Source organism: Mycobacterium sp. 050134, from assembly GCF_036409085.1.
GTDB lineage: Bacteria > Actinomycetota > Actinomycetes > Mycobacteriales > Mycobacteriaceae > Mycobacterium.
Window position 1 is genome coordinate 40,322 of the sequence record NZ_JAZGLV010000020.1, and the last position, 21,912, is coordinate 62,233.

26 protein-coding genes and 2 pseudogenes are annotated in these 21,912 nt (G+C 68.7%); 13 read left to right on the top strand and 15 right to left on the bottom strand.

Translation table 11 applies throughout. The features are described 5' to 3' along the window. Window positions 1-46: 46 nt before the first annotated feature. The 4 genes from SKC42_RS21475 to SKC42_RS21490 all read right to left on the bottom strand — a co-directional run bounded on the left by SKC42_RS21475 (window position 47) and on the right by SKC42_RS21490 (window position 2,083). Window positions 47-874, bottom strand: a complete 828-nt coding sequence (locus tag SKC42_RS21475) for an ATP-binding cassette domain-containing protein (RefSeq protein ID WP_330966284.1) — start codon at window positions 872-874, stop codon at window positions 47-49. Beyond that, on the bottom strand, window positions 871-1,323 hold the full coding sequence (locus SKC42_RS21480; protein WP_330966285.1) for a MarR family winged helix-turn-helix transcriptional regulator: 453 nt from the start codon (window positions 1,321-1,323) through the stop codon (window positions 871-873). Before SKC42_RS21480 ends, SKC42_RS21475 begins: the two co-directional genes overlap by 4 nt. 65 nt (window positions 1,324-1,388) lie before the next feature. Further along, a complete protein-coding gene (locus SKC42_RS21485; RefSeq protein ID WP_330966286.1) occupies window positions 1,389-1,886 on the bottom strand; it encodes a metallophosphoesterase family protein in 498 nt (165 codons plus the stop codon). Between the two features lie 23 nt (window positions 1,887-1,909). Next, the gene (locus tag SKC42_RS21490; protein WP_330966287.1) at window positions 1,910-2,083 is read right to left on the bottom strand and encodes a hypothetical protein; all 174 of its coding nucleotides are present in this window, start codon (window positions 2,081-2,083) and stop codon (window positions 1,910-1,912) included. A 114-nt stretch (window positions 2,084-2,197) separates the two neighbouring features. On the opposite strand from SKC42_RS21490, the gene SKC42_RS21495 reads away from it, so the two are divergent. Beyond that, window positions 2,198-2,653 (top strand): MaoC family dehydratase, encoded by a 456-nt coding sequence (locus tag SKC42_RS21495; RefSeq protein ID WP_330966288.1) that lies wholly within the window; start codon window positions 2,198-2,200, stop codon window positions 2,651-2,653. A gap of 5 nt (window positions 2,654-2,658) precedes the next feature. Here the strand turns inward: SKC42_RS21495 and SKC42_RS21500 are convergent, their stop codons facing one another. Both SKC42_RS21500 and SKC42_RS21505 read right to left on the bottom strand, forming a co-directional pair. Next, entirely contained in the window at window positions 2,659-3,954 is a 1,296-nt protein-coding gene (locus tag SKC42_RS21500) for an acyl-CoA dehydrogenase family protein (RefSeq protein WP_330966335.1), read from the bottom strand. 93 nt (window positions 3,955-4,047) lie between these two features. Next, a pseudogene (locus SKC42_RS21505) lies at window positions 4,048-4,367 on the bottom strand (ANTAR domain-containing protein); the annotation flags it as partial. Between the two features lie 147 nt (window positions 4,368-4,514). Here SKC42_RS21505 and SKC42_RS21510 point away from each other — a divergent pair. Beyond that, complete coding sequence (locus SKC42_RS21510) at window positions 4,515-5,411, top strand: manganese catalase family protein (RefSeq protein WP_330966289.1); 897 nt, start codon at window positions 4,515-4,517, stop codon at window positions 5,409-5,411. A gap of 57 nt (window positions 5,412-5,468) precedes the next feature. Here SKC42_RS21510 and SKC42_RS21515 read toward each other — a convergent pair whose 3' ends face one another. Together SKC42_RS21515 and SKC42_RS21520 are read right to left on the bottom strand one after the other, a co-directional pair. Next, window positions 5,469-6,047 (bottom strand): hemerythrin domain-containing protein, encoded by a 579-nt coding sequence (locus SKC42_RS21515; protein ID WP_330966290.1) that lies wholly within the window; start codon window positions 6,045-6,047, stop codon window positions 5,469-5,471. Window positions 6,048-6,108: 61 nt separating this feature from the next. Further along, entirely contained in the window at window positions 6,109-7,200 is a 1,092-nt protein-coding gene (locus SKC42_RS21520; protein ID WP_330966291.1) for a F420-dependent hydroxymycolic acid dehydrogenase, read from the bottom strand. Window positions 7,201-7,252: 52 nt separating this feature from the next. Between SKC42_RS21520 and SKC42_RS21525 the strand changes: the two genes are divergently transcribed. Next, complete coding sequence (locus SKC42_RS21525) at window positions 7,253-7,858, top strand: GNAT family N-acetyltransferase (RefSeq protein WP_330966292.1); 606 nt, start codon at window positions 7,253-7,255, stop codon at window positions 7,856-7,858. Between the two features lie 46 nt (window positions 7,859-7,904). After that, window positions 7,905-8,270 carry a hypothetical protein gene (locus SKC42_RS21530; protein WP_330966293.1) on the top strand — a complete coding sequence of 122 codons (366 nt, stop codon included), beginning with the start codon at window positions 7,905-7,907 and terminating at the stop codon, window positions 8,268-8,270. Window positions 8,271-8,336: 66 nt separating this feature from the next. Here the strand turns inward: SKC42_RS21530 and SKC42_RS21535 are convergent, their stop codons facing one another. Next, window positions 8,337-9,038: a TetR family transcriptional regulator gene (locus tag SKC42_RS21535; RefSeq protein WP_442932218.1), complete on the bottom strand. Its 702-nt coding sequence runs from the start codon at window positions 9,036-9,038 to the stop codon at window positions 8,337-8,339. Window positions 9,039-9,081: 43 nt separating this feature from the next. Between SKC42_RS21535 and SKC42_RS21540 the strand changes: the two genes are divergently transcribed. From SKC42_RS21540 to SKC42_RS21555, 4 genes and pseudogenes are all read left to right on the top strand, one after another. Beyond that, the gene (locus tag SKC42_RS21540) at window positions 9,082-10,152 is read left to right on the top strand and encodes a ferredoxin reductase (protein ID WP_330966295.1); all 1,071 of its coding nucleotides are present in this window, start codon (window positions 9,082-9,084) and stop codon (window positions 10,150-10,152) included. 26 nt (window positions 10,153-10,178) lie between these two features. After that, a complete protein-coding gene (locus SKC42_RS21545; RefSeq protein WP_330966296.1) occupies window positions 10,179-11,282 on the top strand; it encodes a fatty acid desaturase family protein in 1,104 nt (367 codons plus the stop codon). Window position 11,283: 1 nt separating this feature from the next. Beyond that, window positions 11,284-11,430: pseudogene (locus SKC42_RS21550) on the top strand (SRPBCC family protein); the annotation flags it as partial. After that, complete coding sequence (locus SKC42_RS21555; RefSeq protein WP_330966297.1) at window positions 11,430-12,467, top strand: LLM class flavin-dependent oxidoreductase; 1,038 nt, start codon at window positions 11,430-11,432, stop codon at window positions 12,465-12,467. The pseudogene SKC42_RS21550 and the gene SKC42_RS21555, both read left to right, overlap by 1 nt. Here SKC42_RS21555 and SKC42_RS21560 read toward each other — a convergent pair. Together SKC42_RS21560 and SKC42_RS21565 are read right to left on the bottom strand one after the other, a co-directional pair. Then, on the bottom strand, window positions 12,464-13,576 hold the full coding sequence (locus SKC42_RS21560) for a hypothetical protein (protein WP_330966298.1): 1,113 nt from the start codon (window positions 13,574-13,576) through the stop codon (window positions 12,464-12,466). The two genes, SKC42_RS21555 and SKC42_RS21560, sit on opposite strands and share 4 nt — an antisense overlap. After that, a complete protein-coding gene (locus tag SKC42_RS21565) occupies window positions 13,573-14,148 on the bottom strand; it encodes a TetR/AcrR family transcriptional regulator (RefSeq protein WP_330966299.1) in 576 nt (191 codons plus the stop codon). The genes SKC42_RS21560 and SKC42_RS21565 overlap by 4 nt, the downstream gene beginning before the upstream one ends. Window positions 14,149-14,248: 100 nt before the next feature. Here SKC42_RS21565 and SKC42_RS21570 point away from each other — a divergent pair, with 100 nt between their 5' ends. Both SKC42_RS21570 and SKC42_RS21575 read left to right on the top strand, forming a co-directional pair. Beyond that, complete coding sequence (locus tag SKC42_RS21570; protein ID WP_442932220.1) at window positions 14,249-15,415, top strand: sulfotransferase family protein; 1,167 nt, start codon at window positions 14,249-14,251, stop codon at window positions 15,413-15,415. Between the two features lie 10 nt (window positions 15,416-15,425). Continuing rightward, a complete protein-coding gene (locus tag SKC42_RS21575) occupies window positions 15,426-16,316 on the top strand; it encodes an alpha/beta fold hydrolase (RefSeq protein ID WP_330966301.1) in 891 nt (296 codons plus the stop codon). A 45-nt stretch (window positions 16,317-16,361) separates the two neighbouring features. Here SKC42_RS21575 and SKC42_RS21580 read toward each other — a convergent pair whose 3' ends face one another. Genes SKC42_RS21580 through SKC42_RS21590 form a run of 3 tightly spaced genes read right to left on the bottom strand, consistent with a single transcriptional unit; the run spans window position 16,362 to window position 18,256 of the window. Further along, window positions 16,362-17,405, bottom strand: a complete 1,044-nt coding sequence (locus SKC42_RS21580; RefSeq protein ID WP_330966302.1) for a zinc-binding dehydrogenase — start codon at window positions 17,403-17,405, stop codon at window positions 16,362-16,364. A gap of 3 nt (window positions 17,406-17,408) precedes the next feature. Beyond that, entirely contained in the window at window positions 17,409-17,621 is a 213-nt protein-coding gene (locus SKC42_RS21585) for a TOBE domain-containing protein (RefSeq protein WP_330966303.1), read from the bottom strand. Between the two features lie 38 nt (window positions 17,622-17,659). Further along, window positions 17,660-18,256, bottom strand: coding sequence for a TetR/AcrR family transcriptional regulator (locus SKC42_RS21590; protein ID WP_330966336.1), 597 nt, complete (start codon window positions 18,254-18,256; stop codon window positions 17,660-17,662). A 150-nt stretch (window positions 18,257-18,406) separates the two neighbouring features. On the opposite strand from SKC42_RS21590, the gene SKC42_RS21595 reads away from it, so the two are divergent. Then, window positions 18,407-19,729 carry a cytochrome P450 gene (locus SKC42_RS21595; RefSeq protein ID WP_330966304.1) on the top strand — a complete coding sequence of 441 codons (1,323 nt, stop codon included), beginning with the start codon at window positions 18,407-18,409 and terminating at the stop codon, window positions 19,727-19,729. A gap of 18 nt (window positions 19,730-19,747) precedes the next feature. Here the strand turns inward: SKC42_RS21595 and msrA are convergent, their stop codons facing one another. Continuing rightward, window positions 19,748-20,257, bottom strand: a complete 510-nt coding sequence (msrA, locus tag SKC42_RS21600) for a peptide-methionine (S)-S-oxide reductase MsrA (protein WP_330966305.1) — start codon at window positions 20,255-20,257, stop codon at window positions 19,748-19,750. Window positions 20,258-20,364: 107 nt separating this feature from the next. Between msrA and SKC42_RS21605 the strand changes: the two genes are divergently transcribed. Continuing rightward, window positions 20,365-20,865 (top strand): nuclear transport factor 2 family protein, encoded by a 501-nt coding sequence (locus SKC42_RS21605; protein WP_330966337.1) that lies wholly within the window; start codon window positions 20,365-20,367, stop codon window positions 20,863-20,865. Further along, complete coding sequence (locus SKC42_RS21610; RefSeq protein WP_330966306.1) at window positions 20,866-21,909, top strand: NAD-dependent epimerase/dehydratase family protein; 1,044 nt, start codon at window positions 20,866-20,868, stop codon at window positions 21,907-21,909. It abuts the gene before it with no gap. Window positions 21,910-21,912 lie beyond the last annotated feature (3 nt).

The following is a 21,912-nucleotide window of genomic DNA, read 5'->3' on the forward strand; positions in this document are numbered from 1 at the left end:
GCGCGGCGCGCGCACCAGCGTTCCCGGCGGGGCGGGCGGGCTGGCATCAACCGACACGGCGGGCGACCTTTCTGGCGGAACGGATTTCGCGGATCCCGCTGGCGGGTTCCGGCGACGGGTCATCGCGCAGGCCGGACGCCGCGTAATGGCGGAAGACGTCCTCGAGCGTGGCGCGTGGCGAGACGGTCGATTTGAGCTTGTCGGGCGTTCCGGCGGCGCGCAGGCGGCCGCGGTGCATCAGCGCGACGCGGTCGCACAGCGCATCGGCCTCTTCCATGTAATGCGTTGTCAGCAGGACGGTCATGCCGTACTGCGACTGCATCTTCTGCACCTGCGTCCAGACACCGTCGCGTGCGATCGGGTCCAGGCCGACGGTCGGTTCGTCCAGGACCAGTAGCGACGGGCGATTGACCAGCGCCTGAGCCACTTCCAGCCGGCGGACCATACCGCCGGAGTAGGTGGCGGCCACCCGGTCGGCCACGTCGAGCAGTTCCAGGGCGGCCAGGGCCTCGTCGACCCGGGCGGTGCGATGGCGGCGGGGGACTCCGTACAACCGGGCGAACCACTCCACGTTCTGTCGGCCCGTCAGAGCCGGCTCGATCGAGAGTTGTTGCGGCACATAGCCGATGTTGCTTCGGATATCCGTCGTCTCGTGACGGGCGTCCATGCCGAAGATGCGCAATTCGCCGTGCTGCACCGGGGTGAGTGTGGTGAGCATCCGCACCATCGTCGTCTTCCCGGCGCCGTTGGGCCCGAGCAGCCCCATGGTCTCGCCGGGCCGAACCTGCAACGTCACGTCGTCGACGGCGGTGAACCGGTTGTAGCGGTGGGTGAGGTTTCTGGCGTCGACCGCCAGCGGCAGCGGTCCGCTCATGACTGTCGCTCCTGCAGTTTGCGGGTCATTGTGTCGATGACCTCCAATCCTTTTGTCAACGATTCGATCTGCTCGCCGTCGAGCTCGGCGAGCACCTCGGATAGCAGGGCGCGCCGCGCGGCCCGAGACGCGTCGGCGACCTGCTGTGCGGGCTCGGCGAGGCGCAGCTGGCCGACCCTGCGATCGGTGTCCGCAACCGTCCGAAGGAGCAGCCCGCCGGAGGACAGCTTTGACACCAGCGTCGAGGCGGTGTTGGGCTTGAGCCCGAGTTCGGCGGCCGCGGCGCTCACCGAGATGCCCGGCTGCCGGCCGACCAGCCACAGCAACTCCGCCTGTGACTCGGTCAGCCGCGACGAATCGAACCCGCGACCGGCCGATCTGCGGAGCTGACGACGGAATCTGCCCACCACGCGGAACACGTCGGTGACCAGATCGGTGCGTGATTTCACCCCCCAACAATACCTCTGTAAGCGAGCTATTTATGGGTGCGAGCTGTGCGTTGGTTAGGTAGCAGCTACTTGTCGAGGCGGTGCAGAATCACGTCGCCCAGCGCCCCGCGGCCGACGTCCGCGGTCATGTAGGTGCAGAAGGGCTGCCGGCGGCGATCCGTCGGCGATCCCGGGTTGAGCAGCCGCAACCCGGTGCCGGTCGTGGTGTCCCAGGGGATGTGGCTATGCCCGAACACCAGGACGTCACGGTCGGGATACAGCCGCGACATCCGCGCTTCGCGGCCGCCCGCGGCACCGGTTTCGTGCACCACGGTAAGGCGCACGCCGCCCAGCGTCACGTCCGCCCGCTCCGGCAGCCGCGCCCGGAGCGCGGGGCCGTCGTTGTTCCCCCAGCAGGCCACCAGGCGGGCCGCCCGCGCCTCGAGCGTGTCGAGTAGGTCCGGGGTCACCCAGTCACCGGCATGGACGACGACGTCAGCCTGCGCGACCTCGTCCCACAGCCGGGCGGGCAGGTCGCGCGCCCGCTTCGGAACGTGGGTGTCGGCGATCAGCAAGAGCCTCACCGGATCATTCTGCGTCGGTGGGGTCAGCCCCGTTCGCTGCGGGCCTCGGCGCCCGATTCGCCGGCGTCGAAGGTGTCGTCCGAGCCGGCCGCCCCCACATAGCTGCCGTCGTTGTCGCCCTCGGCCGCGCGCGACCGCGTCTGATGCGCTTCCGGCTCGACGTCTTCCTCGCTCTTGAAGCCCTTGTTCTCTGCCACTGTTCTTCCTCCCAGTCGTTGGATCAGGATTCCCGTTGAGCGAGCCCCGAAACCGGCCGCCCGCGAGCTTCGATAGGGTGCAGGCGGCACCGTCACCTTCGAACAGGAATTCCCATGCGCACCTTCGACTCAGTAGCCGACCTGGCCGCCGCCGCCGGCGAGACCATCGGTGCGAGTGACTGGGTGACCGTCACCCAGGACGACGTCGACCTGTTCGCCGACGCGACGGGCGACCACCAGTGGATCCACGTCGACCCGGAGCGGGCGGCCAAGGGGCCGTTCGGCACGACCATCGCCCATGGGTTCATGACTCTGGCGCTGCTGCCGCGCTTGCAGCACCAGATCTACACCGTCAACGGGATCAAACTCGCGATAAACTACGGGCTCAACAAGGTTCGCTTTCCCGCGCCGGTGCCGGTGGGCTCCCGGGTGCGTGCGGTGACCTCGCTGGTGAGCGTCGACGACCTCGGCAACGGCGCAGCACAGGCGACGATGTCCACCACCGTGGAGATCGAGGGCTCGCCCAAGCCGGCCTGCGTGGCCGAAAGCGTCGTCCGCTACGTCTCCTGACGCGTTTAGAACTCGGCGACGGCGTGTTCGAGGCGCTCGGCCAGTCGGGCCTGCGCTTGCGCGCGCCGCGTCGGGATGTGCGCCGACGGGAAAGGCGTTGTCACCGGTTGATATTCGCGCAGCGTGCGCCGGGCCACCGTCATCTTGTGCAGCTCGGTCGCGCCGTCGGCGATGCCCAGCGACTCGGCGGCGACCATCATCTTGACGAACGGCATCTCGTCGGAGACGCCGAGCGCGCCGTGCAGGTGCAGCGCGCGCTGGGCGACGTCGTGCAGCACCTGGGGCATGGCTACCTTGACGGCCGCGATGTCGCGGCGCACCTTCTGGTAGTCGTGGTGCTTGTCGATGAGCCAGGCGGTGCGCAGCACCAGGAGCCGGAACTGCTCGATCTGGATCCAGCTGTCGGCGATCTTCTCCTGCGTCATCTGGAAGTCGGCGAGCCGCCCGTGCCTGGTCTTGCGCGACACCGCACGCTCACACATCATGTCAAAGGCGCTGCGCGCCAACGCGATCGTGCGCATCGCGTGGTGGATCCGCCCGCCGCCCAGGCGGGTCTGGGCGATCATGAACGCCTGGCCTTCGCCGCCGAGGACGTGGTCGGCCGGCACCCGGACGTCGTTGTAGCGCACGTAGCCGTGGCTGGCCCGCTGGGAAGACTCGGCGCCCACCCCGACGTTGCGGACGATCTCGATGCCGGGAGTCTCGGCCGGGACGATGAACAGCGACATCTTGTCGTACGTGCGGGCATCGGGTTTGGTGACGGCCATGACGATGAAGAACGACGCGTGCTTGGCGTTGGTGGAAAACCACTTCTCGCCGTTGATGATCCAGTCGTCACCGTCGCGTGTCGCCGTGGTGACGAACTGCCCGGGATCGGAGCCGCCCTGCGGCTCGGTCATCGAGTAGCACGAGGTGATCTCCCCATCGAGCAACGGCTGCAGGTAACGGGCCTTCTGCTCGTCCGTGCCGAACAGCGCGAGGATTTCGGCGTTGCCCGAGTCGGGCGCCTGGCAGCCGAACACCGATGGCGCCCAGCGTGAGCGGCCGAGGATCTCGTTGAGCAGGGCGAGCTTGACCTGTCCAAACCCCTGGCCGCCGAGTTCGGGGCGCAGATGCGCGGCCCACAGGCCCCGGTCCTTCACCTGCTGCTGCAACGGCCGCAGGATGGCCATCATCTCGGCGTTCTGCTTGTCGTACGGGTCGAGGGACACCAGATCGAGCGGTTCGAGCTCCTCGGCCATGAATTTTTCGACCCAATCCAGCTTCGCCTGGTACTCGGGGTCTGTTTCGAAGTCCCACACCGCGGTCAACCGTTCCCCGGCGCAGCGCCGCGCCGGATCGTTGATTAAAGCCACACCATCGTAGATCGCGGCGCGAACGCGACGCGCAGGTAGCTACGTACCGGTGCCGCGGGTGTCGATGAGGCTCTTGGCGACGTCGACGAGCTTGGCCTGACTCTCTTGGGAGAGCTTACGAAGCAGCTCGGACGCGGGGACGTCGTCGACGCCGAAGCGCTCCATGATGATGGCCTTGGCTTGCTGACGATTTCGGCCTCGCCATCCGACGCCCCGGCCTCGAAACTGAAGAGGTTCATCGCGCCGGCGGTGCGATCGGCGGTGTACAGCTTGGACGACAGACTGCCCAGCACGCCATGCCCGACGGCGGCCGGTGCGTAGCGCGGCCACCGCGATTCACGGCGCAGGTCGTCGGTGCGCCCGCAATGTCCATGAGATCGGATTCTCCACCATGTGCGTGCGATCGGTGACGCGGCCACTCCGGGGCGCCCGGGCAACGTTTGTCCGCATAGGCCGCGGGTACCCGCCCTCGACCCGACGAATCTCGACGCTGAAGGAAGGCACCAATGTTCGTTCACAACAAAGATCTGCAGTTCGAGGTCCGGGTCGAGCGACCCGATCCCCGGTTCGCCTCGCTGCTCATGGAGCAATTCGGCGGCGCCAACGGCGAGTTGACCGCGGCGCTGCAGTACTTCACTCAGGCATTCGTGCTGCGGCAGAAGAATCCGAAGATGTATGACCTGTTCATGGACATCGCGACCGAGGAGCTCAGCCACCTCGAGATGGTCGGCTCGATGATCACCATGCTGCTCGACGGGCTCAACGACAACCTGCACGTCGCCAACCAGCGTTGTGACTGGATGCCGCTGGTGTCCAACGAGGATGGGCGTGACCAGTTGATGCATTCGGCGGCGGTCAACCCGCTGTTCCTCGTCCTCAGCGGCGGCGGCCCGGACGTGAAGGACTCCGCGGGCAACAACTGGACGGGCGCGTTCATCGACGCCAACGGCGACCCGACGGTGGACCTGCGCAACAACATCGCCGCGGAGTCCCGGGCGAAGATCGTCTACGAATACCTCAAGCAGTTCACCGACGATCCCGGCGTGCAGGACACCCTGACGTTCCTGATGACGCGCGAGGTCGCCCATTACCAACAGTTCACGGCCGCGCTCAATGAGCTTCCGGTGAACTTCCCGCCGGGGCAACTGCCCGGCGACGACCGCTTCCAGACCGTCGCGTTCAACATGTCCAACGGCGGCGGCCAGTCGATCCGCGGGCCGTGGAACGAGGGCCAGGGCCCGTGGCCCGAGGGCGTGGAATGGCGGTACGTCGAGAAGCCGGACAAGGAGTGGCTGGGCAGCGACGCCCGCAAGAACAGGGGCGCGGACCGGCTCCCGGACGGCTCGCCGGCCGTCCACGGCGAGAGGCCCTTCACACACGAACAGCACACGCCGACAAGCTGATCGGGTACAGAAGAAGGCCGGGCGTCGACGAATCCGACGCCCGGTCTTCGTCGTTCGTCACGTGACCTGGGGATCGGGCGGGTTATCCTCCGCGCGGCCGGTGAAGGCGTCGCGCACGTGGTCCAGCACCGCGGCACCCATCCCCACCGTCTTCAGCACCGCCGGGTTGGGCGGGGTCTTCGGGTGCGGCCGCGTCGGCGCGACTTTCTTTGCCGCTTCCAGCTTTTCGCCGATCTTCTGCAGCTCCTCGCGGCTGACCGCCGCCTGCACCCGCGGCCACACGACGTCCTGCTCGTACGCGATGTGTTCGCGCCCCCGTTTGACGAACTCCCGCAGTGCCTCGTGATAGTCTGGCTCGCCAGGCTTGCCGTCTTCGAGCCGTTGCAGCACCCGCTTGCCCGCCTGCTCCTGCTCGAGCGCCGTGTCGACGACCCCGTCGCCGATCGCGTCACGCACCGCGGGCCAGAAGAACTGTTCTTCGATCGCCTCGTGCTGCGACTCGGAGATGATGAGGTTGTTCACCACGGTCTCCAGACCGCTGGCCTCGGCGCCGGTTCCCGACGGGGCCCCGTCGAGCGTCTCGAGCAGACCGAGCACGCTCTGGTGGTCCTGTCGGAGGAATGTGATTGCGTCCATGGCCTGCGGGTACCCGGGGCCGGGTCGCTGAAACGGGGCGGCGCCGCACCGCCCGGCCGGGTTAGTGCAGTTTCGGTATGACGTTGGCGCCGTAGAACTTGATGGCGGCGACGGGATCGTTCTGGGGAAAGTGCAGGAACGGGACGGCGTCGTTGTCGAGAACCCTCTGGACGGCGTTGACGTGCGGGCCGGGGTCGGTGCCGACGGTCCAGTTGCCCAGCACCTTGTCGATGGGATTCACCTCGGCGGCGCGCTGGATCTCCACGGGGTTCGGCTGGTCGACGGCGCCCGCGGTGAAGCGCCACAGGGCGGCGGCGCGGGTGGCCTCGTCGTGGTCGCCGACCACCGCGAACATCTCGGCGCGCTTGCCCAGGGTCGCCGGATCACGGCCGGCGGCCTGCGCGCCGGCGGTGAACGCGTCGAGCAGCTTTGCGTCGGTCAGGTCCCGCGACTGGGTGATCCACCCGTCGCCGTATTGACCGGCCATCGTCGCGCTCTTGGGGCCGCTGGCCGCCACGAAGATCGGCGGGGCCGTGGCGGGGGTGTCATAGAGTTTCAGCGCATTCGTCTGGAAATATTTGCCGGCGAACGAGATTCGCGAACCGCTCCACAGCTGCCGGATCAGCGTGATGGCCTCGATGAGCCGGTCGTGGCGTTCGGTGTACTTGCCGAACGAGTTGGTGGCGGCCTGCTCGTTGAGGCGCTCACCGGTGCCGACCCCGAGGAAGACGCGGCCGGGCGAGAGGATAGCCAACGAGGCGAACGCCTGGGCGACCGTGGCCGGGTGGTACCGGTAGGTCGGGCAGGTCACCCCCGTGCCGAACGTGATGCGGCTCGTTCCGTGGCCGACCAGGGCAAGCGTCAGCCACGGGAACATCGAATGGCCCTCGTTGTCCTGCCAGGGCTGGAGGTGGTCGCTGGCCCACGCGTGCTGGAAGCCGGCCTGTTCGGCGGCCTGGGCCTGCGCGACGAGTTGATCGGTGCGGAACTGTTCGTGCGAGAGCACGACGCCGACCCCCTTGCCCGTCGGCGGCGGGTGAGCGGAAGGTGCGGCACCGCCCGGCTTTCCACAGCTCGCCGACGCTCCGGCGGTCCCCAGCACGCCGGCGCCGGCGGCTACCCGCCCGAACGCCCGCCGTGAGATGCCGGTCATCGCATCAAGGTACCCACGCCGGCCGTCGCCACACCCCGCTAGCCTGACGAGGGTGACCCCGCAAGCGCGCCCGGTGCGCAAGTCCGACATCCGCGAACTGTCGTTGACGATGAGCCGGGCCTTCTACGACGACCCGGTGATGGCCTGGGTGCTGCCCGACGCGAAGTCCCGGTCGGCGCATCTGGAGAGGATGTTCGCGGCGATAACCCGCCATCATCACCTGGCCAGCGGGGGCGCGGAGGTGGCGTGCGACGGTGGGGGCATCGGCGCCGCGGCGCTGTGGGATCCGCCGAATCGGTGGCGGCATTCGGGCCGGGAGCAGCTGGCGATGATGCCGCACTTCCTCCGCATCTTCGGCCTGCGCTCGGGCAAGGCGCGCGAGATCCAGGAGCTCATGAAGCGGGAACACCCGGAGGAACCGCATTGGTACCTGGCCGCCATCGGCAGCGATCCGGCCGTGCGCGGCAAGGGTTTCGGGCAGGCGCTGATGCGGTCACGGCTGGACCGCTACGACGCCGAGTATTGCCCGGCCTACCTCGAGTCGAGCAAGCCCGAGAACGTGCCGTACTACGAGCGGTTCGGATTCACGGTCACCCGGGAGATCGCGCTGCCCCGAGGTGGCCCCCCGCTGTGGGCGATGTGGCGAACGCCGCGGTAACCCGCCGAAGCGTTTAGCCCCCGGAGCCGACGGGCAACCGGTGCCCATGAGCGAGAACCCCGAAGAGGGTGGACCGGGCGACACCCTGAACGCGAGCGAAGGCACCGACTCCGACGAGCTGCTCAACGACGACGGTGACATCGTCGTCGATCCGCCCGAGGGCTGGAGCGAGGCGAACCGATTCGGCGTGACGGCGCGCGAGGAGCGCGAGGGCGAATCCCTGGACGCTCGGCTGGCCGAAGAGGTGCCCGACGTCTCCCCGGACGCCGAGGACCGCGTCGACTCGCTGGCGGACAATCTGTCCGGGCGTGCGCACCGGGGCCAGATCGACGGCGCTCCCGAGGACGGCGAGTCCCTCTATGAGGTTGTCGACGAGAACGCCGTCCCCGACTTCACCCAAATCACGGAGTGACACGGCGGCCAGTGTTCGACTGTTCACTGCGATGACGAAGCGGCGGCGCGCCGCCGCCGGACGGCCCTAGGGGCTGCTGCGCCATCCGGCGATGCCGATGGCGATCATCCGCAACTGCTTGACGGCCACCCGCCGGATGTCCTCCAGGGCTTCCGCGCTCTGCGCGTCCTCGGTGGCCTCGGCGGTCACGATCATGGCGTTGACGAACAGGCTCGCGAGGACGTTGAGGTCCTCGGTGCTCCACTCGTGCAGGCCCGGGAAACGCGCCAGGTCGGTGGCGAGCTCGGACGTGATGAGCCGGATCTCGGTGCGGATGGCGTAGCGCAGCACCGATAGGCCGCTGTTGCGCTCGCGCGCGATGAGCCGCCAGTGCTCGCGGCGGTCGGCGACGCTGGCGACCAGGATTTCGACGGAGGATTCGATCACCCGATTCGGGTCGAGCTTGCCGGCGCGCGCCTCGCGCAGCGTGTCGCGCAAGGAGCGGAACGACTCGTCGATGAGGACCAGGCCCAGGGCCTCCATCGACTCGAAATGCCGGTAGAAGGCGGCCGGCACGATCCCCACTTCGCGCGTGACCTCGCGCAAGCTCAGGCTGGAAAAGCTGCGGTCCTGCAGCAGCTTGAGCGCCGCGGCGATGATGGCACGGCGCGTCGCCTCCTTGCGTTCCTCGCGGGAGGGGCTTTCGCGAGTGCGTTCGCGAACAGATGCGCGTGAACGTGAGCTAGGAGTACGGCTGTTCACTGTGTGAAGCCTACCACAAAGCCCCATAAAACCCTTGACTACCTGCGGCGCCTCCCAGCACGGTATACATATGTTCACTCAAACTACGCGCGCTCTCCGGAAGCGGGTCCTGGGATCGGACTTGGTCGACCTCCTCACCGGGCCGCACGGCGTGGACCGCTACACCGAGCTGGTCGCGCCCACGTGGACGCTGGGCGAAGGCCGGGCCAAGGTGGTCGAGGTGCGGCGGGCCACTCCGCGCAGCGTCACCCTCACGCTCGCTCCCAATGAGAGCTTCACCACCCGTTACGCCGTCAAGGCCGGCCAGTACGTCAACGTCGCCGTGGAGGTCGACGGTCGCCGGCACACTCGGTGCTATTCGCCGGCCAACGCCGAGGGGAGCGGCCACATCGAGCTGACGATCGGCCGGCACGACGGGGGGCTCGTCTCGAGCCACCTCTGCGAGCATGCCCGTCGCGGCATGGTGCTCGGCCTGACTGGTGTCGGCGGCGACTTCACGCTGCCGCCGGTGCGGCCGCGCCGGATCCTGTTCGTCTCCGGCGGCAGTGGCATCACCCCGGTGATGTCGATGCTGCGCACCCTCGTCGCCGAGCGCCACCAGGGCGACATCGCGTTCATCCACTACGCCCGCACCGCCGCCGAGGCGTGCTACCGCGACGAGCTGGACGCGATGCCCGGCGTACGCGTGCTGCACGGCTACACCCGGTCGGACGGCGGCGACCTCGTCGGCCGCTTCGGGCCCGAGCACCTGACCGCCGCCATGCCCGCACCCGACATCGTCTTCGTCTGCGGACCAACACCTTTGGTGGACGCGGTTCGGGAGCGCTGCGACAACGTCCACACCGAAAGCTTCGTGCCGCCCGCGTTCGAGGCGTCGGCGAACCCCTCCGGGGGCCGAATCACGTTCGCCGACAGCGGCATCGACGTCGTCGACGACGGACGCCCGTTGCTCGAGCAGGCCGAAGCGGCCGGCCTCACCCCCGAGAACGGATGCCGGATGGGCATCTGCCACACCTGCACCCGACGCAAGATCGCCGGCACGGTCCGCAACCTGACCACCGGCGCGGTCTCCACCTGCCCCGACGAAGACGTGCAGATCTGCGTGTCCGTCCCCGTCGGCGACGTCGACCTATCCCTCTGACAGTCCCTCGCAATGGAGGAAACACCATGACTCAGAACAAAATCTCCCTCACCCCCGAGCAGGCCGACGCGTTCGGCCGCGAGCTGGACGCCATCAGGGAACGCGTGATGGCCGACCTCGGCAAGGAGGACGCCGACTACATCCGCCGCGTGATCAAGGCCCAACGCGCCCTGGAGGTCGGCGGACGCGCCCTACTGTTCCTGCCCCCGGCCTGGCTCGCGGGCACCGCGATGCTCGCGATATCGAAGATCCTCGACAACATGGAGATCGGCCATAACATCATGCACGGCCAGTACGACTGGATGCGCGACCCTGGCATCTGCGGTCGCGACTTCGAGTGGGACACCGCCTGCCCGGCCGACCAATGGCGCCACTCACACAATTACATGCACCACACCCACACCAACATCGTCGGAATGGACCGCGACATCGGCTACGGCATCCTGCGGATGAGCGAGGACCAGCGCTGGAGCCCGTACTTCCTGGGTAACCCGGTGTACGCATTTCTGCTCATGGTGCTGTTCCAGTACGGCGTCGCACTGCACGAGCTGGAGACCGAGCGCATCCGTTCCGGAGAGATCAGGCTCGCCGACAAGCGTCAGACCCTGCAGGCGATCTGGAAGAAGACCCGTCGGCAGACCCTGAAGGACTACGTCGCCTTCCCGCTGCTCGCCGGACCGTTCGCGCCGTTCGTCTTCGCGGGCAACATGTCGGCCAACCTGGTGCGCAACGTGTGGGCCTACATGATCATCTTCTGCGGCCACTTCCCCGAGGGCACTCAGGAATTCACTATCGACGAGACCAAGGACGAGTCCCGCGGCCAGTGGTACTTCCGCCAGGTGCTGGGCTCGGCGAACCTCACCGGCGGCAAGCTCTTCCACCTGCTCTCGGGCAACCTGTCCCACCAGATCGAGCACCACCTGTTCCCGGACATGCCGGCCCGCCGTTATGCCGACATCGCGCCCGAGGTGCAGGAAATCTGCGAACGCTACGGCATTCCCTACAACCGCGGCCCGCTGCTGCGGCAGTTCGGCACCGTGGTCCGCAAGATCGTCAGGCTCACCCTCCCCGACACGATGGTGCGCAAGGTGGGTGACGCGCACGCCGAGAAGGTGCCCGTCGCGGCCTGAGCCCGGCCCGCGCCGCCTGTCAACGGCGATCGATGCGATGCCCGACAAGGAGGAGAAGATCGTGTTCGTGCGGCTGCGCGAGTTCGAGGGTGCGATCGGCAAGACCCTTGCCGCGATCAAGAGGCTGGCCGAACACGGGGTGCGCTGATGCGGACCGCGACCACCGTCGAGTTGTCCACCGCCGCCGGTGAAGTCGTCGTGTTCGCCGTCGAGGCGGAGAAGCTGGGTCTCGACGTGTGCTGGGTCGCCGAGGCCTGGGGTTCCGATGCCCCGTCGGCGCTGGGCTATCTCGCGGCGCGGACCGACCGGATGCTGCTCGGATCCGGCGTGCTGCAGGTCGGCATCCGTTCACCCGTCGCCGTCGCCCAGGCCGCCATCACGTTGTCCAACCTGTCGGGCGGGCGATTCATGCTCGGCCTGGGCGCGTCCGGCCCGCAGGTGATCGAGGGCCTGCACGGTGTTTCGTTCGCCCGCCCGCTGGCACGCCTCGCCGAGACCGTCGACATCGTGCGGCGGGTGCTGACCGGCGGAAAAATCTCCCACTCGGGCAAGGAGTTTCAGATCCCGCGGCCGGGCGGCGAGGGGGTGCCGATGCGGTTGTCCACGCGGCCCGAGCATCCGATTCCGATCTACCTGGCCGCCCTGTCGCCGGCGATGCTGCGATTGACCGGTCGGGTCGCGGACGGCTGGCTTGGCACCAGCTTCGTCCCGGAGGGCGGCGCCGCCTACTTCGACCATCTCGACGAGGGCCTGGCCGCCGCGGGCCGCGCCCGCACGGACATCGACATCTGCCAGGGCGCCGAGGTCGCGTTCGCCGCCGACGAGGGCGAGTTGCGCGCCATGGTGGCGACCCGCAAGAAGGAGCTGGCCTTCAGCTTGGGCGGCATGGGTACGTCGAGCACCAACTACTACAACCGGGCCTACAGCCGGCAGGGCTGGGCCGATGTCGCCGCCGAGGTGCGGGAACGCTGGCAGGCCGGCGACCGCGGCGGCGCGGCGGCGTTGGTGACCGACGAGATGGTGCTGGCCACCACCCTGATCGGCACCGAGGAGATGGTCCGGGCACGCCTCGCGGTGTGGCGCGACGCGGGCGTGAACACCGTGCGGCTCTATCCGGCCGGCGAGACGCTGGATGACAAGCTGGACACGCTGGGCCGGGCCATCGAGCTGGTCGCCGCGGTCTAGGACAGGTCCGTCGGCGCCTGCGCGACCTTCACCAGCTCAACCTCCGGCCGCACCGGCAGCCCCTCGGGCAGAAACCATCGGAACGCCAGGGTGCCGCGCGGATAGCCCAGCGCGGTGAGCGAATTCGGGTGCGCTGTCATCCCGCTGGACAGCACGATCGTCACCGAACCGTCGCCATTCGGCACCGCGCCGTGGCCGTTGATCGAGCACCGGGCGTCGGGACCCTCCGAGGCGCCGTAGGTCGCCATGAACTGGTTCCACACCACCAGGTTCCAGAACCGGCACGGCGGGGGCCGGTGGGTGATGACCAGGGCCTCGTCGTCGCCGAGCAGGAAACTGCCGTAGGCGTAGCAGGCGTCGCGCGCCGACCAGCCGAAGTTGGCGTCGGGAACCTGGTAGGGCTCGGCGAATTCGTTTGCGGCATGGACAGTCTCGTGTCCGAACCCGTGCTCGTGGTCGACCCGTGTCCCGACGGCCAGTGGCACGATCGCGAACATGGTGCGCAACCAGGTGCCGGCGGCCCGCAGCCGCGCGGCGGTTTCCGCGTCGCCGTGCCGGATCGGCTCTGGAGCCTCGAGCGCCTCGATGCGCCACGACACGGGCCGTCCCGTCAGCGGATCGGCCTGGTAGTCGCGGGTCATCAGCACGGCGGCGCCGGGCGTGGGTCCGATCTCGAAGGAAAAGTTCCCGGCGGCGTCGACGTCCAGGTCGGTGTCGCGGACGATCGCGACGACCCGGTCCGACCACGCGCCGGGCGTCGGTTCGTTGTAGGCCGTGACCGAGAAGTACACGCTGTCACCGCGATTCCCGCTGACGCGATAGCGCCGCGCCGGATCGACCGGGCAGACGAAGTAGTAGGCGTCGGTGTTGTCGCCGCCCCACCGGCGGTCGCGGCGGAACGGGGTGTTCACCGCCACGAACTGCGGCCGGCCGGGCTCGGTGAACAGATACGCGTCGAGGGCGACGCCCAGCGTGGTCGCCAGCATGCGGTAACCATCGGCGATGTGCCGGTCGTCGGTGACGGCGCGGTCGCCCTCGAGGAACGACCGGTCGAGCGCGGCAAGCGTTTCCAGCAGGCCACGCCACGCGGCCGTCGACTCGTGCGTCATGCGCGAATGCCTTTCAGCAGCAGCTCGGTGGTGCGATCCACCCATGTCTCGTCGGGACCGGTGACGCGGGTCAGCACGCCCAGCAGGGTGATGCCGGCGATGGCCTCGGCCAGCTCCGTGGCGGTCAGATCGGTGCGCACCTGGCCGGCGGCCGAGGCCTTCGTGAGCCATTCGGCCAGGCCGCCGGTGATCACGTCGGCGAACCGCTCCAGTAGTGCCGAGTGCAGCGTGGGGTCCGCGGCCAGCTCGCCGACCAGGCCGGGCAGCGCGGCCCGCGCGGCGGGGGAGGCCAGTAGGGCCATCGTGCGGCGCACCATCTCCCGCAGGTCGTCGGCCGGCGAGCCCGTGTCGGGAATCGCGGTGGCGGCACCGGTCGGAAACACCGCCTCGTGCACCAGATGGGCTTTGCTCGGCCACCGCCGATAGATCGCCGGCTTGCTCGTTGCGGCGCGTTCGGCGATGGCCGTGACCGACAGCCCCGCGTAACCGCATTCGGCGAGCAGCTCGACCGTCGCGCGCAGGACCGCGCCGTCGATGCGCGGGTCACGGGGGCGGCCGAAATCCACTGCCATTACGAAACTCAGAGTAACATAAGTCGCCGTGACCCGAGTCCGGCTCGACGACCTGGCCGCGCCGCGGTTCAGCCCCGAGGCGCAGCAGATCCTTGATGTGATGGCCACGATGGCGCCGGACTGCCCGCTGGACGCCGACGCGCTGCACGCGAGGGCCCGCGCCGACACCGGCCTGGATGACTTCGGGCCGGACGACTACCGGGAGCGGCTCGACGTCTACCTCGCCGCGCTCCGGGAGATCGACGGCCTGCACGCGAGCGGCGTGGTCAACTTCTTCGGGCAGCTGCTGCAGCTGCTCAAGAATCGGCTGCTGTTCACCGACCTGCTGCACCGGCATCCCGAGATCAACAACATCGCGCTGCGACCGCCGGTCGTGATCGCCGGCCTGCCCCGCACGGGCACCACCCACCTGCACAACCTGCTGGCGGGGCCGTCCACCTTCCGCACGATGCCGTACTGGGAAAGCGTCGAGCCGTTCGGATTGCCGGCCGAGGCCGGAGTCGAACCGGATCCGCGGCGGGCGCGGATGGACGTCGCGGTGGCGGTGATCAATACCGTGATGCCCCATTTCGCGTTGATGCACGAGATGACCACCGACCACGTCCACGAGGAGATCCAGCTCCTCGCCAACGACATCTCTACCATGCTCTTCGAGACGCTCGGCGACGTCCCGCGCTGGCGTGACTACTACCGGGCCCACGACCAGACGCCGCACTACGAATACCTCGCACGGCAGCTCAAGGCCATGCAGTTCCTGCGCGGCGGGCGGCGCTGGCTGCTCAAGTCGCCCCAGCACCTCGAGCAGGTGCCGGTGCTGGACCGGGTCTTTCCCGGCAGCATCGTCGTGTTCACCCACCGCGACCCCGTCCCGGTGGCCCTCTCGATGATCGCGATGATCACCTACTCCGCCCGGATGCACCGCTCACCCGTGCCCGTCGAACGGATTGCGGCCTCCTGGATCGACCGCCTCGCGGACATGCTTGCCGCACTCGTGCGCGACCGCGACACGATCGGGCCCGACCGCTCGATCGATGTCCGATTCGACGACTTCATGGCCGACGAGGTGGGGGTGGCCGAGCGCGTCTACGCCCTGGCCGGCGAACCTTTCACCGTCGAAGCCCGGACGGCGATCGACGAGTACCTGGCGGGGCACCGCCGCGGCCGGCTCGGCAACGTCGAAACGTCGTGCGAGGTGTTCGGCCTGACCGAGGACGATCTGCGCCGCCGCTTCGCGCCCTACGTCGAGCGGTTTCTGACCGAGCGCTAGGTTCTCAACCATGGTGACTATGCCCGAGCTGCACGGCGTCGAACACAGATACGTGGATGTCGGGGGTGGTGTCACCATCCACGTCGCCGATGCGGGCCCGGCCGGGGGCCCCGCGGTCATGCTCGTGCACGGCTTCCCCCAGAACTGGTGGGAGTGGCATGAATTGATCGGCCCGCTCGCCGCCGAGGGCTACCGGGTGCTGTGCCCCGACCTGCGCGGCGCCGGCTGGAGCTCGGCGCCGCGGTCGAGCTATCGCAAGAACGACATGGCCGACGACCTGGCGGGCGTCCTGGACCGCCTGGGCGTGTCGACGGTGAAGTTGGTCGGCCACGACTGGGGCGGCCCCATCGCGTTCATCATGATGCTGCGCCATCCGGAGAAGGTCAGCGGATACTTCGGGATGAACACCGTGGCGCCGTGGGTGAAGCCCGATTTATCGTTGCTGCGCAACCTCTGGCGGTTCTGGTATCAGGTGCCGATCCTGTTGCCGGTGATCGGCCCGCGGCTGATCGCCGACCCGAAGGCGCGGTTCTACCGGTCGCTGGCGGCCTGGGTCGGCGGCGGCTTCCTGGCGCCCGAGGAGGACGTGCGCTTCTACATCCAGTGCATGCGTGAGCCCGGTCATGCACTCGCCGGATCGCGTTGGTACCGCACCTTTCAGACCCGGGAGCTGGCCCGCTGGCTGCGGGGGGAGTACAACGACTGCCGGGTCAATGTCCCGGTGCGCTGGCTGAGCGGGACCGACGACCCCGTCCTCGTCCCCGACCTGCTGAGCGGATACGCCGACCGCATCAAGGATTTCGACGTCGAACTGGTCGACGGGGTCGGCCACTGGATCGTCGAGCAGGCGCCCGACCTGGTCCTCGACCGGCTCCGCGCCTTCCTTCGCTACCAGGCATAAGCCCGCCGCGCGGGGCGGCCGAGCTTGTCCGTGGCGCCGCGCCGCTCAGGGCTGGACGAGGATGCGGATGGGGTTGCCGTCCCGGCGCTCCAGCTTCTCGATGCCCAGCGGCAGCTCCTCCAAAGAGACGATTTCGCTGATCGACCGCGAGACATCGAGGCGCCCAAGCGAAATCAACTTGGCCAGCGTCTCGATGTCAACATTCTGATACCCGAGGTGGCCTAGCACCTGTTTGCGCGTCAATCCGAACATGGCCGTGGGGCCGACGGTCGGTGCTTCCGCGCTCATCCCGACGCCCACCAACCGGCCGCCGACCGCCAGGCAGTCGAGGGCCTGCTCGAACGTCGCCTTCAGGCCCACCGCGTCGAACGCGACGTCCAGGCCGCGGCCACCGGTGACTTCGGCGATCTTGTCGTGCAGCGCATCGTCGCGGGAGCTGAAGGCGTAGTCCGCGCCGAGCTCCAGCGCCCGGTCCAGGACGGCCGGTTCGATGTCCACGGCCACGATCGGCACCGCGCCGACGAGCCGGGCGAGCTGGACGATGTGCGTCCCCACCCCGCCCACGCCCCACACGCCGACCGATTCGCCGACCGAGACCTTGCCGGTGCGGACGACAGCCCCGTACGGCGTCGAGACGGCGTCGGCCAGGATCGCGGCCTGCTCCAACGGCACGTTGTCCGGGACGCGCGTCAGTCCCGCCGCCTGCGCCACGGTGTATTCCGCCCAGGCGCCGTCGTAGGCGAAGGCCATCAGCTGAATTCGCAGGCAGTTCACCACGTCGCCGCGGCGGCAGTTCGGGCATTTCTGGCACGGCCGGCCGGCCGCGACCACCACCCGGTCGCCCTCGTTCCAGCCGGTCACGCCCGGCCCCAGCTTGGCGATGGTGCCCGACGCTTCGTGGCCCTGCGTGACCACCGGCTGCTGGGCCGGGAACGTCCCGTTGATCAGGCTGAGGTCCGAGTGGCAGATGCCGCAGAACGCGACCTTGACCAGGACTTCGCCCGGCCCCGGTTCGGGAATCGGAACGTCTTCCAGAGCAACCTTTTTGGTGTCGGCGTAAAAGCGCTCCGCGCGCATGGTCGAGGGCACGGGTTACTCGACGCCGATCGTGACTTCGGTGGACTTGATGAACACGGTCGCCGGCTGCCCCTCCTCGAGACCGAGGTCGAGCGCGGCGTCCTTGGTGACCGACGACGTGACGATCTGGTCGCCGCCGTCGAGCCGGACCTTCACGATCGCCATCACGCTGCCGATGCTGACGTCGGTGATGGTTCCTTTGAGCTGGTTTCGGGTCGACAGCCGCATCGCGGTCTCCAATTCGTCGAGGGGTTTCTCGAACGAGCCTATCGGGGACCCAGCAGGGCGATCGACGCGTCCACCGCCGGTTCGACGATCTCTCGTACGGCCCGGCCGTCTTCGACGGTCAGGGCGGTCAATTCGCGCAGGCCGCCCAGCAGGATGACGGCCAGCGGGGCGGTCAGCGGCGGCAGGTCGGCCCGCCGGAAACCGGGGCTGGCGCTCAGCGCGATCAGCAGGTCGGACAGCAATTGCAGGCCCCGGCGCTGGACCGGCCGTGCCTTCGGGCCCAACGAGGGCAGTTCGCGAATCCAGCTCAGCATGATCGCCGGCCGCAATTCGATATGCGCGACGTATGCCTCGACCGCCTGGCGGATCTGCAGCTGCCAGTCGGCCTCGGGGTCGACGGCCGAGCCGATGCGCTCCCCGAGCTTCTCGACGTCGGCGCGCAGCAGTTCCAGGAAGCAGTCCTCCTTGCTGGCGAACTGGTCGTAAAAGGTGCGCTTGGAGGTGCGTGCGCCGCGGACGATGTCGGCGACCGTGCTGGCGCGATAGCCGCGCTCGATGATCGACGTGGCGAGTCCGTCGAGCAGCCTGAGCCGGAACGGGTCGCCGAGCGCCGTGTCGTCGGCTGCTGTTTTCACCGCGGATGTCACGGCGGGCGGCCCCTTTCGGTCGGTACGGCCTTGCCAGGATTGGTACCACAGAGTACCGTAACGCAAAAGTCTTGGTACACCGCGGTACCACCCTCGATCGGGGTAGATATCCGGGTAGATATGGGGAGCATCAAACCGATGAGCGAATTGGCCACAGCCCCGCAGGCGTCCTCCGTCGTCCGGCTGCCGCCGGCGGTCCGGCTCCCGAAGTTGGTCCAGGGCCTCGCGTTTGCGGCATCGCGACGCACGATGATGCAGCGGCTATCGAGCCGCTACGGCGACTCCTTCACGCTCAACCTGCCGCTCTACGGCCCGGCGGTGGTGATCGGCGATCCGCAGGTGGCCAAGCAGGTGTTCACCACCAGCCCCGACGAGCTCGGCAACATCCAGCCCAACCTCAGCAGGTTCTTCGGCCCCGGCTCGGTGTTCGCGCTCGAGTTCGACGACCACCGCCGCCGGCGGCGGTTGCTGGCGCCGCCGTTCCACGGCAAGAGCATGAAGAAGTACGAGGGCATCATCGAGGAGGAGACGCTGCGCGAGGTCGCCGGTTGGCCCGAGGGTGAAGCGTTCCCCACGGTGCCCCCGATGATGCGGATCACCCTCAACGCGATCCTGCGCGCGGTCTTCGGGGCCGACGGCGCCGAGCTCGACGAGCTGCGCCGGCTCATCCCGCCGTGGGTGACGCTGGGCTCCCGCGTGGCCTCGCTGCCCAAACCGAAACGCACCTACGGCCGGTTCACCCCCTGGGGCCGGCTGGCCGAGTGGCGGCGCCAGTACGACGCCGTCATAGGCAGGCTGATCGACGCCGAGCGGGCCGACCCCGGTTTCGCCGACCGCACCGACGTGCTGGCGATGCTGCTGCGCACCACGTACGACGACGGTTCGGCCATGTCGCGCAAGGACATCGGCGACGAGCTGCTGGCGCTGCTGGCTGCCGGGCACGAGACCACCGCCGCCACGCTGGGCTGGGCGTTCGAGCGGATCAGCCGGCATCCGGACCTGCTGGCCGCGCTCGTCGAGGAGGCCGACGCCGGTGGCGGCGAACTGCGCCAGGCGACGATCCTGGAGGTCCAGCGGGCCAGGACCGTCATCGACATGGCCGGCCGGCACGTCTATCCGGAGTCCGTCCGGCTCGGCGAATGGGTGATCCCCCGCGGGCATTCCATCATCGTCGGCATCGGGCAGATACACGCCAACCCCGACGTGTTCCCCGACCCCGAGCGCTTCGACCCGCAGCGTTACCTGGGAACGAAGCCGTCGCCGTCCTGGATCCCGTTCGGCGGGGGAACCCGCCGCTGTGTGGGCGCGGCGTTCGCCAACATGGAGATGGATGTCGTGCTGCGAACGGTGTTGCGGCACTTCACCATTGAGGCCATCGACGCGCCCGGTGAACGCTGGCACGGCCGGGGTGTCGCGTTCATTCCCAAGGACGGCGGGCGGATCGTGGCGCGCCGCCGCTGAGCGGCGCCCGATCGGCCGTCAGGCGGTGGCCCGCCGGGGCAGCTTCCAATCGGGCCGCACGAAGTGGCAGGTGTAGCCCGTGGGATAGCGCTCCAGGTAGCCCTGGTGCTCGGGCTCGGCCTCCCAGAAGTCGCCGGCCGGGCTGATCTCGGTGACCACCCTGCCGGGCCACAGTCCCGACGCCTCGACGTCGGCGATGGTGTCCAGGGCGATGCGCTTCTGCTCGTCGTCGAGGTAGAAGATCGCCGACCGATAGCTGGTGCCACGGTCGTTGCCCTGGCGGTTCTTCGTTGTGGGGTCGTGGATTTGGAAGAAGAACTCCAACAGCGTGCGGTAGTCGGTGACGGCGGGGTCGTAGACGATCTCGATGGCCTCGGCGTGCGTGCCGTGGTTGCGGTACGTCGCGTTCGGCACGTCGCCGCCGGTGTAACCGACCCGGGTCGAGACCACACCGGGCTGCTTGCGGATCAGGTCCTGCATACCCCAGAAGCAGCCGCCCGCAAGAATCGCTTTTTGGGTGCCCGTCATGTTGTCCTCCTCGGGAAGTCCTCCATAGGAACCGACGACGTTGCCCAGGCTACACTCCGGCGAATGACGTTTAGCGGCGCAAAGGAGCGCGCGTGACGGCACAACGATTGTCCCGCAGATTCTCCCGCAACGAACTGGTCGAGGCCTTCCGGAACTTCGAGGAGACGGTGGCCCGGGCCGCCGAGACCCGGGACTGGGCGGCGTGGGTCGCCCAGTACACGCCCGACGTCGAATACATCGAGCACGCGGCGGGCACCATCCACGGCCGCGACGAGGTGCGCGAGTGGATCCAGCGCACCATGACCACATTTCCCGGCAGCCACATGGTGGCGTTCCCGTCGTTGTGGTCGGTCATCGACGAGTCGACCGGGCGGATCATCTGCGAGCTGGATAACCCGATGAAGGATCCTGGTGACGGCACCGTCATCAGCGCCACCAACATCTCCATCGTCACCTACGCCGGCGACGGCCAGTGGTGCCGCCAGGAGGACATCTACAACCCGCTCCGCTTCCTGCGGGCCGGCGTGAAGTGGTGCCGCAAGGCGCAGGAGCTGGGCACGCTGGACGAGGACGCCGCCCGCTGGATGCAGGAATACGGAGGAGCGTAAGTGAGCCCGAAACCCAAGCTCGTCATCGGCGCGAACGGCTTCCTGGGTTCGCACGTGACCCGGCTGCTGGCCGCCCGGGGCGCCTCGGAGGGATTCGAGGTGCGGGCGATGGTGCGCCCGACGGCGAACACCCGCCCCATCGACGACCTCACGCTCACCCGATTTCACGGCGACGTCTTCGACACGGCCGCCGTTCGCGAGGCGATGGACGGTGTCGACGACGCGTACTACTGCGTCGTCGACACCCGCGCCTGGCTGCGCGACCCGTCGCCGCTGTTTCGCACCAACGTCGACGGCTTGCGCAACGTGCTTGACGTCGCGGTGCAGGCGGACCTGCACCGGTTCGTCTTCACCAGCACGTACGCGACGGTGGGCCGGCGGCACGGGCACGTGGCGACCGAGGACGACGTCATCGGCTCGCGCGGCGTCAGCTCCTACGTGCAATCGCGAGTGCAGGCCGAGGACCTGGTGATGCGCTACGTGGCCGAACACAACCTGCCCGCCGTGGCGATGTGCGTCTCGACGACCTACGGTGCCGGCGACTGGGGCCGCACCCCGCACGGCGCGTTCATCGCCGGGGCCGTCTTCGGCAAGCTGCCCTTCCTGATGAGCGGCATCCAGCTGGAAGTCGTCGGGGTCGACGACGCCGCGCGGGCCATGCTCCTGGCCGCCGAGCGCGGGCGGGTCGGCGAACGCTACCTGATCAGCGAGCGGATGATCCCGCTGACGGACGTGGTGCGCATCGCGGCCGACGAGGCGGGGGTGCCGGCGCCGCGGCGGTCCATCTCAGTACCGGTGCTGTACGCCCTCGGTGCGCTGGGCAGCCTGAGGGCGCGGCTCACCGGCAAGGACGCCGAGCTGAGCCTGGAGTCGGTGCGGATGATGCGCGCCGAGGCACCCGTCGACCACACCAAGGCGGTCCGCGAGCTGGGCTGGCAACCGAGGCCGGTCGAGGAATCCATCCGCGAGGCGGCCCGGTTCTGGGCCGCGATGAAAGCCCCCCGAAAGGGCGCCCAGAGCGGCGCCGCGGCGCAGGCCGATTAGCGC

Excerpts from the sequence above, each read along its gene's own strand:
- SKC42_RS21520 (WP_330966291.1), bottom strand. The coding sequence starts at position 7,200 with ATGACCGGCATCTCACGGCGGGCGTTCGGGCGGGTAGCCGCCGGCGCC.
- msrA (WP_330966305.1), bottom strand. The coding sequence starts at position 20,257 with ATGACGGGCACCCAAAAAGCGATTCTTGCGGGCGGCTGCTTCTGGGGT.
- SKC42_RS21515 (WP_330966290.1), bottom strand. The coding sequence starts at position 6,047 with ATGGACGCAATCACATTCCTCCGACAGGACCACCAGAGCGTGCTCGGT.
- SKC42_RS21535 (WP_442932218.1), bottom strand. The coding sequence starts at position 9,038 with ATGGGGCTTTGTGGTAGGCTTCACACAGTGAACAGCCGTACTCCTAGC.
- SKC42_RS21570 (WP_442932220.1), top strand. The coding sequence starts at position 14,249 with ATGGCCACGATGGCGCCGGACTGCCCGCTGGACGCCGACGCGCTGCAC.
- SKC42_RS21545 (WP_330966296.1), top strand. The coding sequence starts at position 10,179 with ATGACTCAGAACAAAATCTCCCTCACCCCCGAGCAGGCCGACGCGTTC.
- SKC42_RS21555 (WP_330966297.1), top strand. The coding sequence starts at position 11,430 with ATGCGGACCGCGACCACCGTCGAGTTGTCCACCGCCGCCGGTGAAGTC.
- SKC42_RS21510 (WP_330966289.1), top strand. The coding sequence starts at position 4,515 with ATGTTCGTTCACAACAAAGATCTGCAGTTCGAGGTCCGGGTCGAGCGA.
- SKC42_RS21475 (WP_330966284.1), bottom strand. The coding sequence starts at position 874 with ATGAGCGGACCGCTGCCGCTGGCGGTCGACGCCAGAAACCTCACCCAC.
- SKC42_RS21595 (WP_330966304.1), top strand. The coding sequence starts at position 18,407 with ATGAGCGAATTGGCCACAGCCCCGCAGGCGTCCTCCGTCGTCCGGCTG.
- SKC42_RS21585 (WP_330966303.1), bottom strand. The coding sequence starts at position 17,621 with ATGCGGCTGTCGACCCGAAACCAGCTCAAAGGAACCATCACCGACGTC.
- SKC42_RS21495 (WP_330966288.1), top strand. The coding sequence starts at position 2,198 with ATGCGCACCTTCGACTCAGTAGCCGACCTGGCCGCCGCCGCCGGCGAG.
- SKC42_RS21575 (WP_330966301.1), top strand. The coding sequence starts at position 15,426 with ATGGTGACTATGCCCGAGCTGCACGGCGTCGAACACAGATACGTGGAT.
- SKC42_RS21530 (WP_330966293.1), top strand. The coding sequence starts at position 7,905 with ATGAGCGAGAACCCCGAAGAGGGTGGACCGGGCGACACCCTGAACGCG.
- SKC42_RS21560 (WP_330966298.1), bottom strand. The coding sequence starts at position 13,576 with ATGACGCACGAGTCGACGGCCGCGTGGCGTGGCCTGCTGGAAACGCTT.
- SKC42_RS21540 (WP_330966295.1), top strand. The coding sequence starts at position 9,082 with ATGTTCACTCAAACTACGCGCGCTCTCCGGAAGCGGGTCCTGGGATCG.
- SKC42_RS21565 (WP_330966299.1), bottom strand. The coding sequence starts at position 14,148 with ATGGCAGTGGATTTCGGCCGCCCCCGTGACCCGCGCATCGACGGCGCG.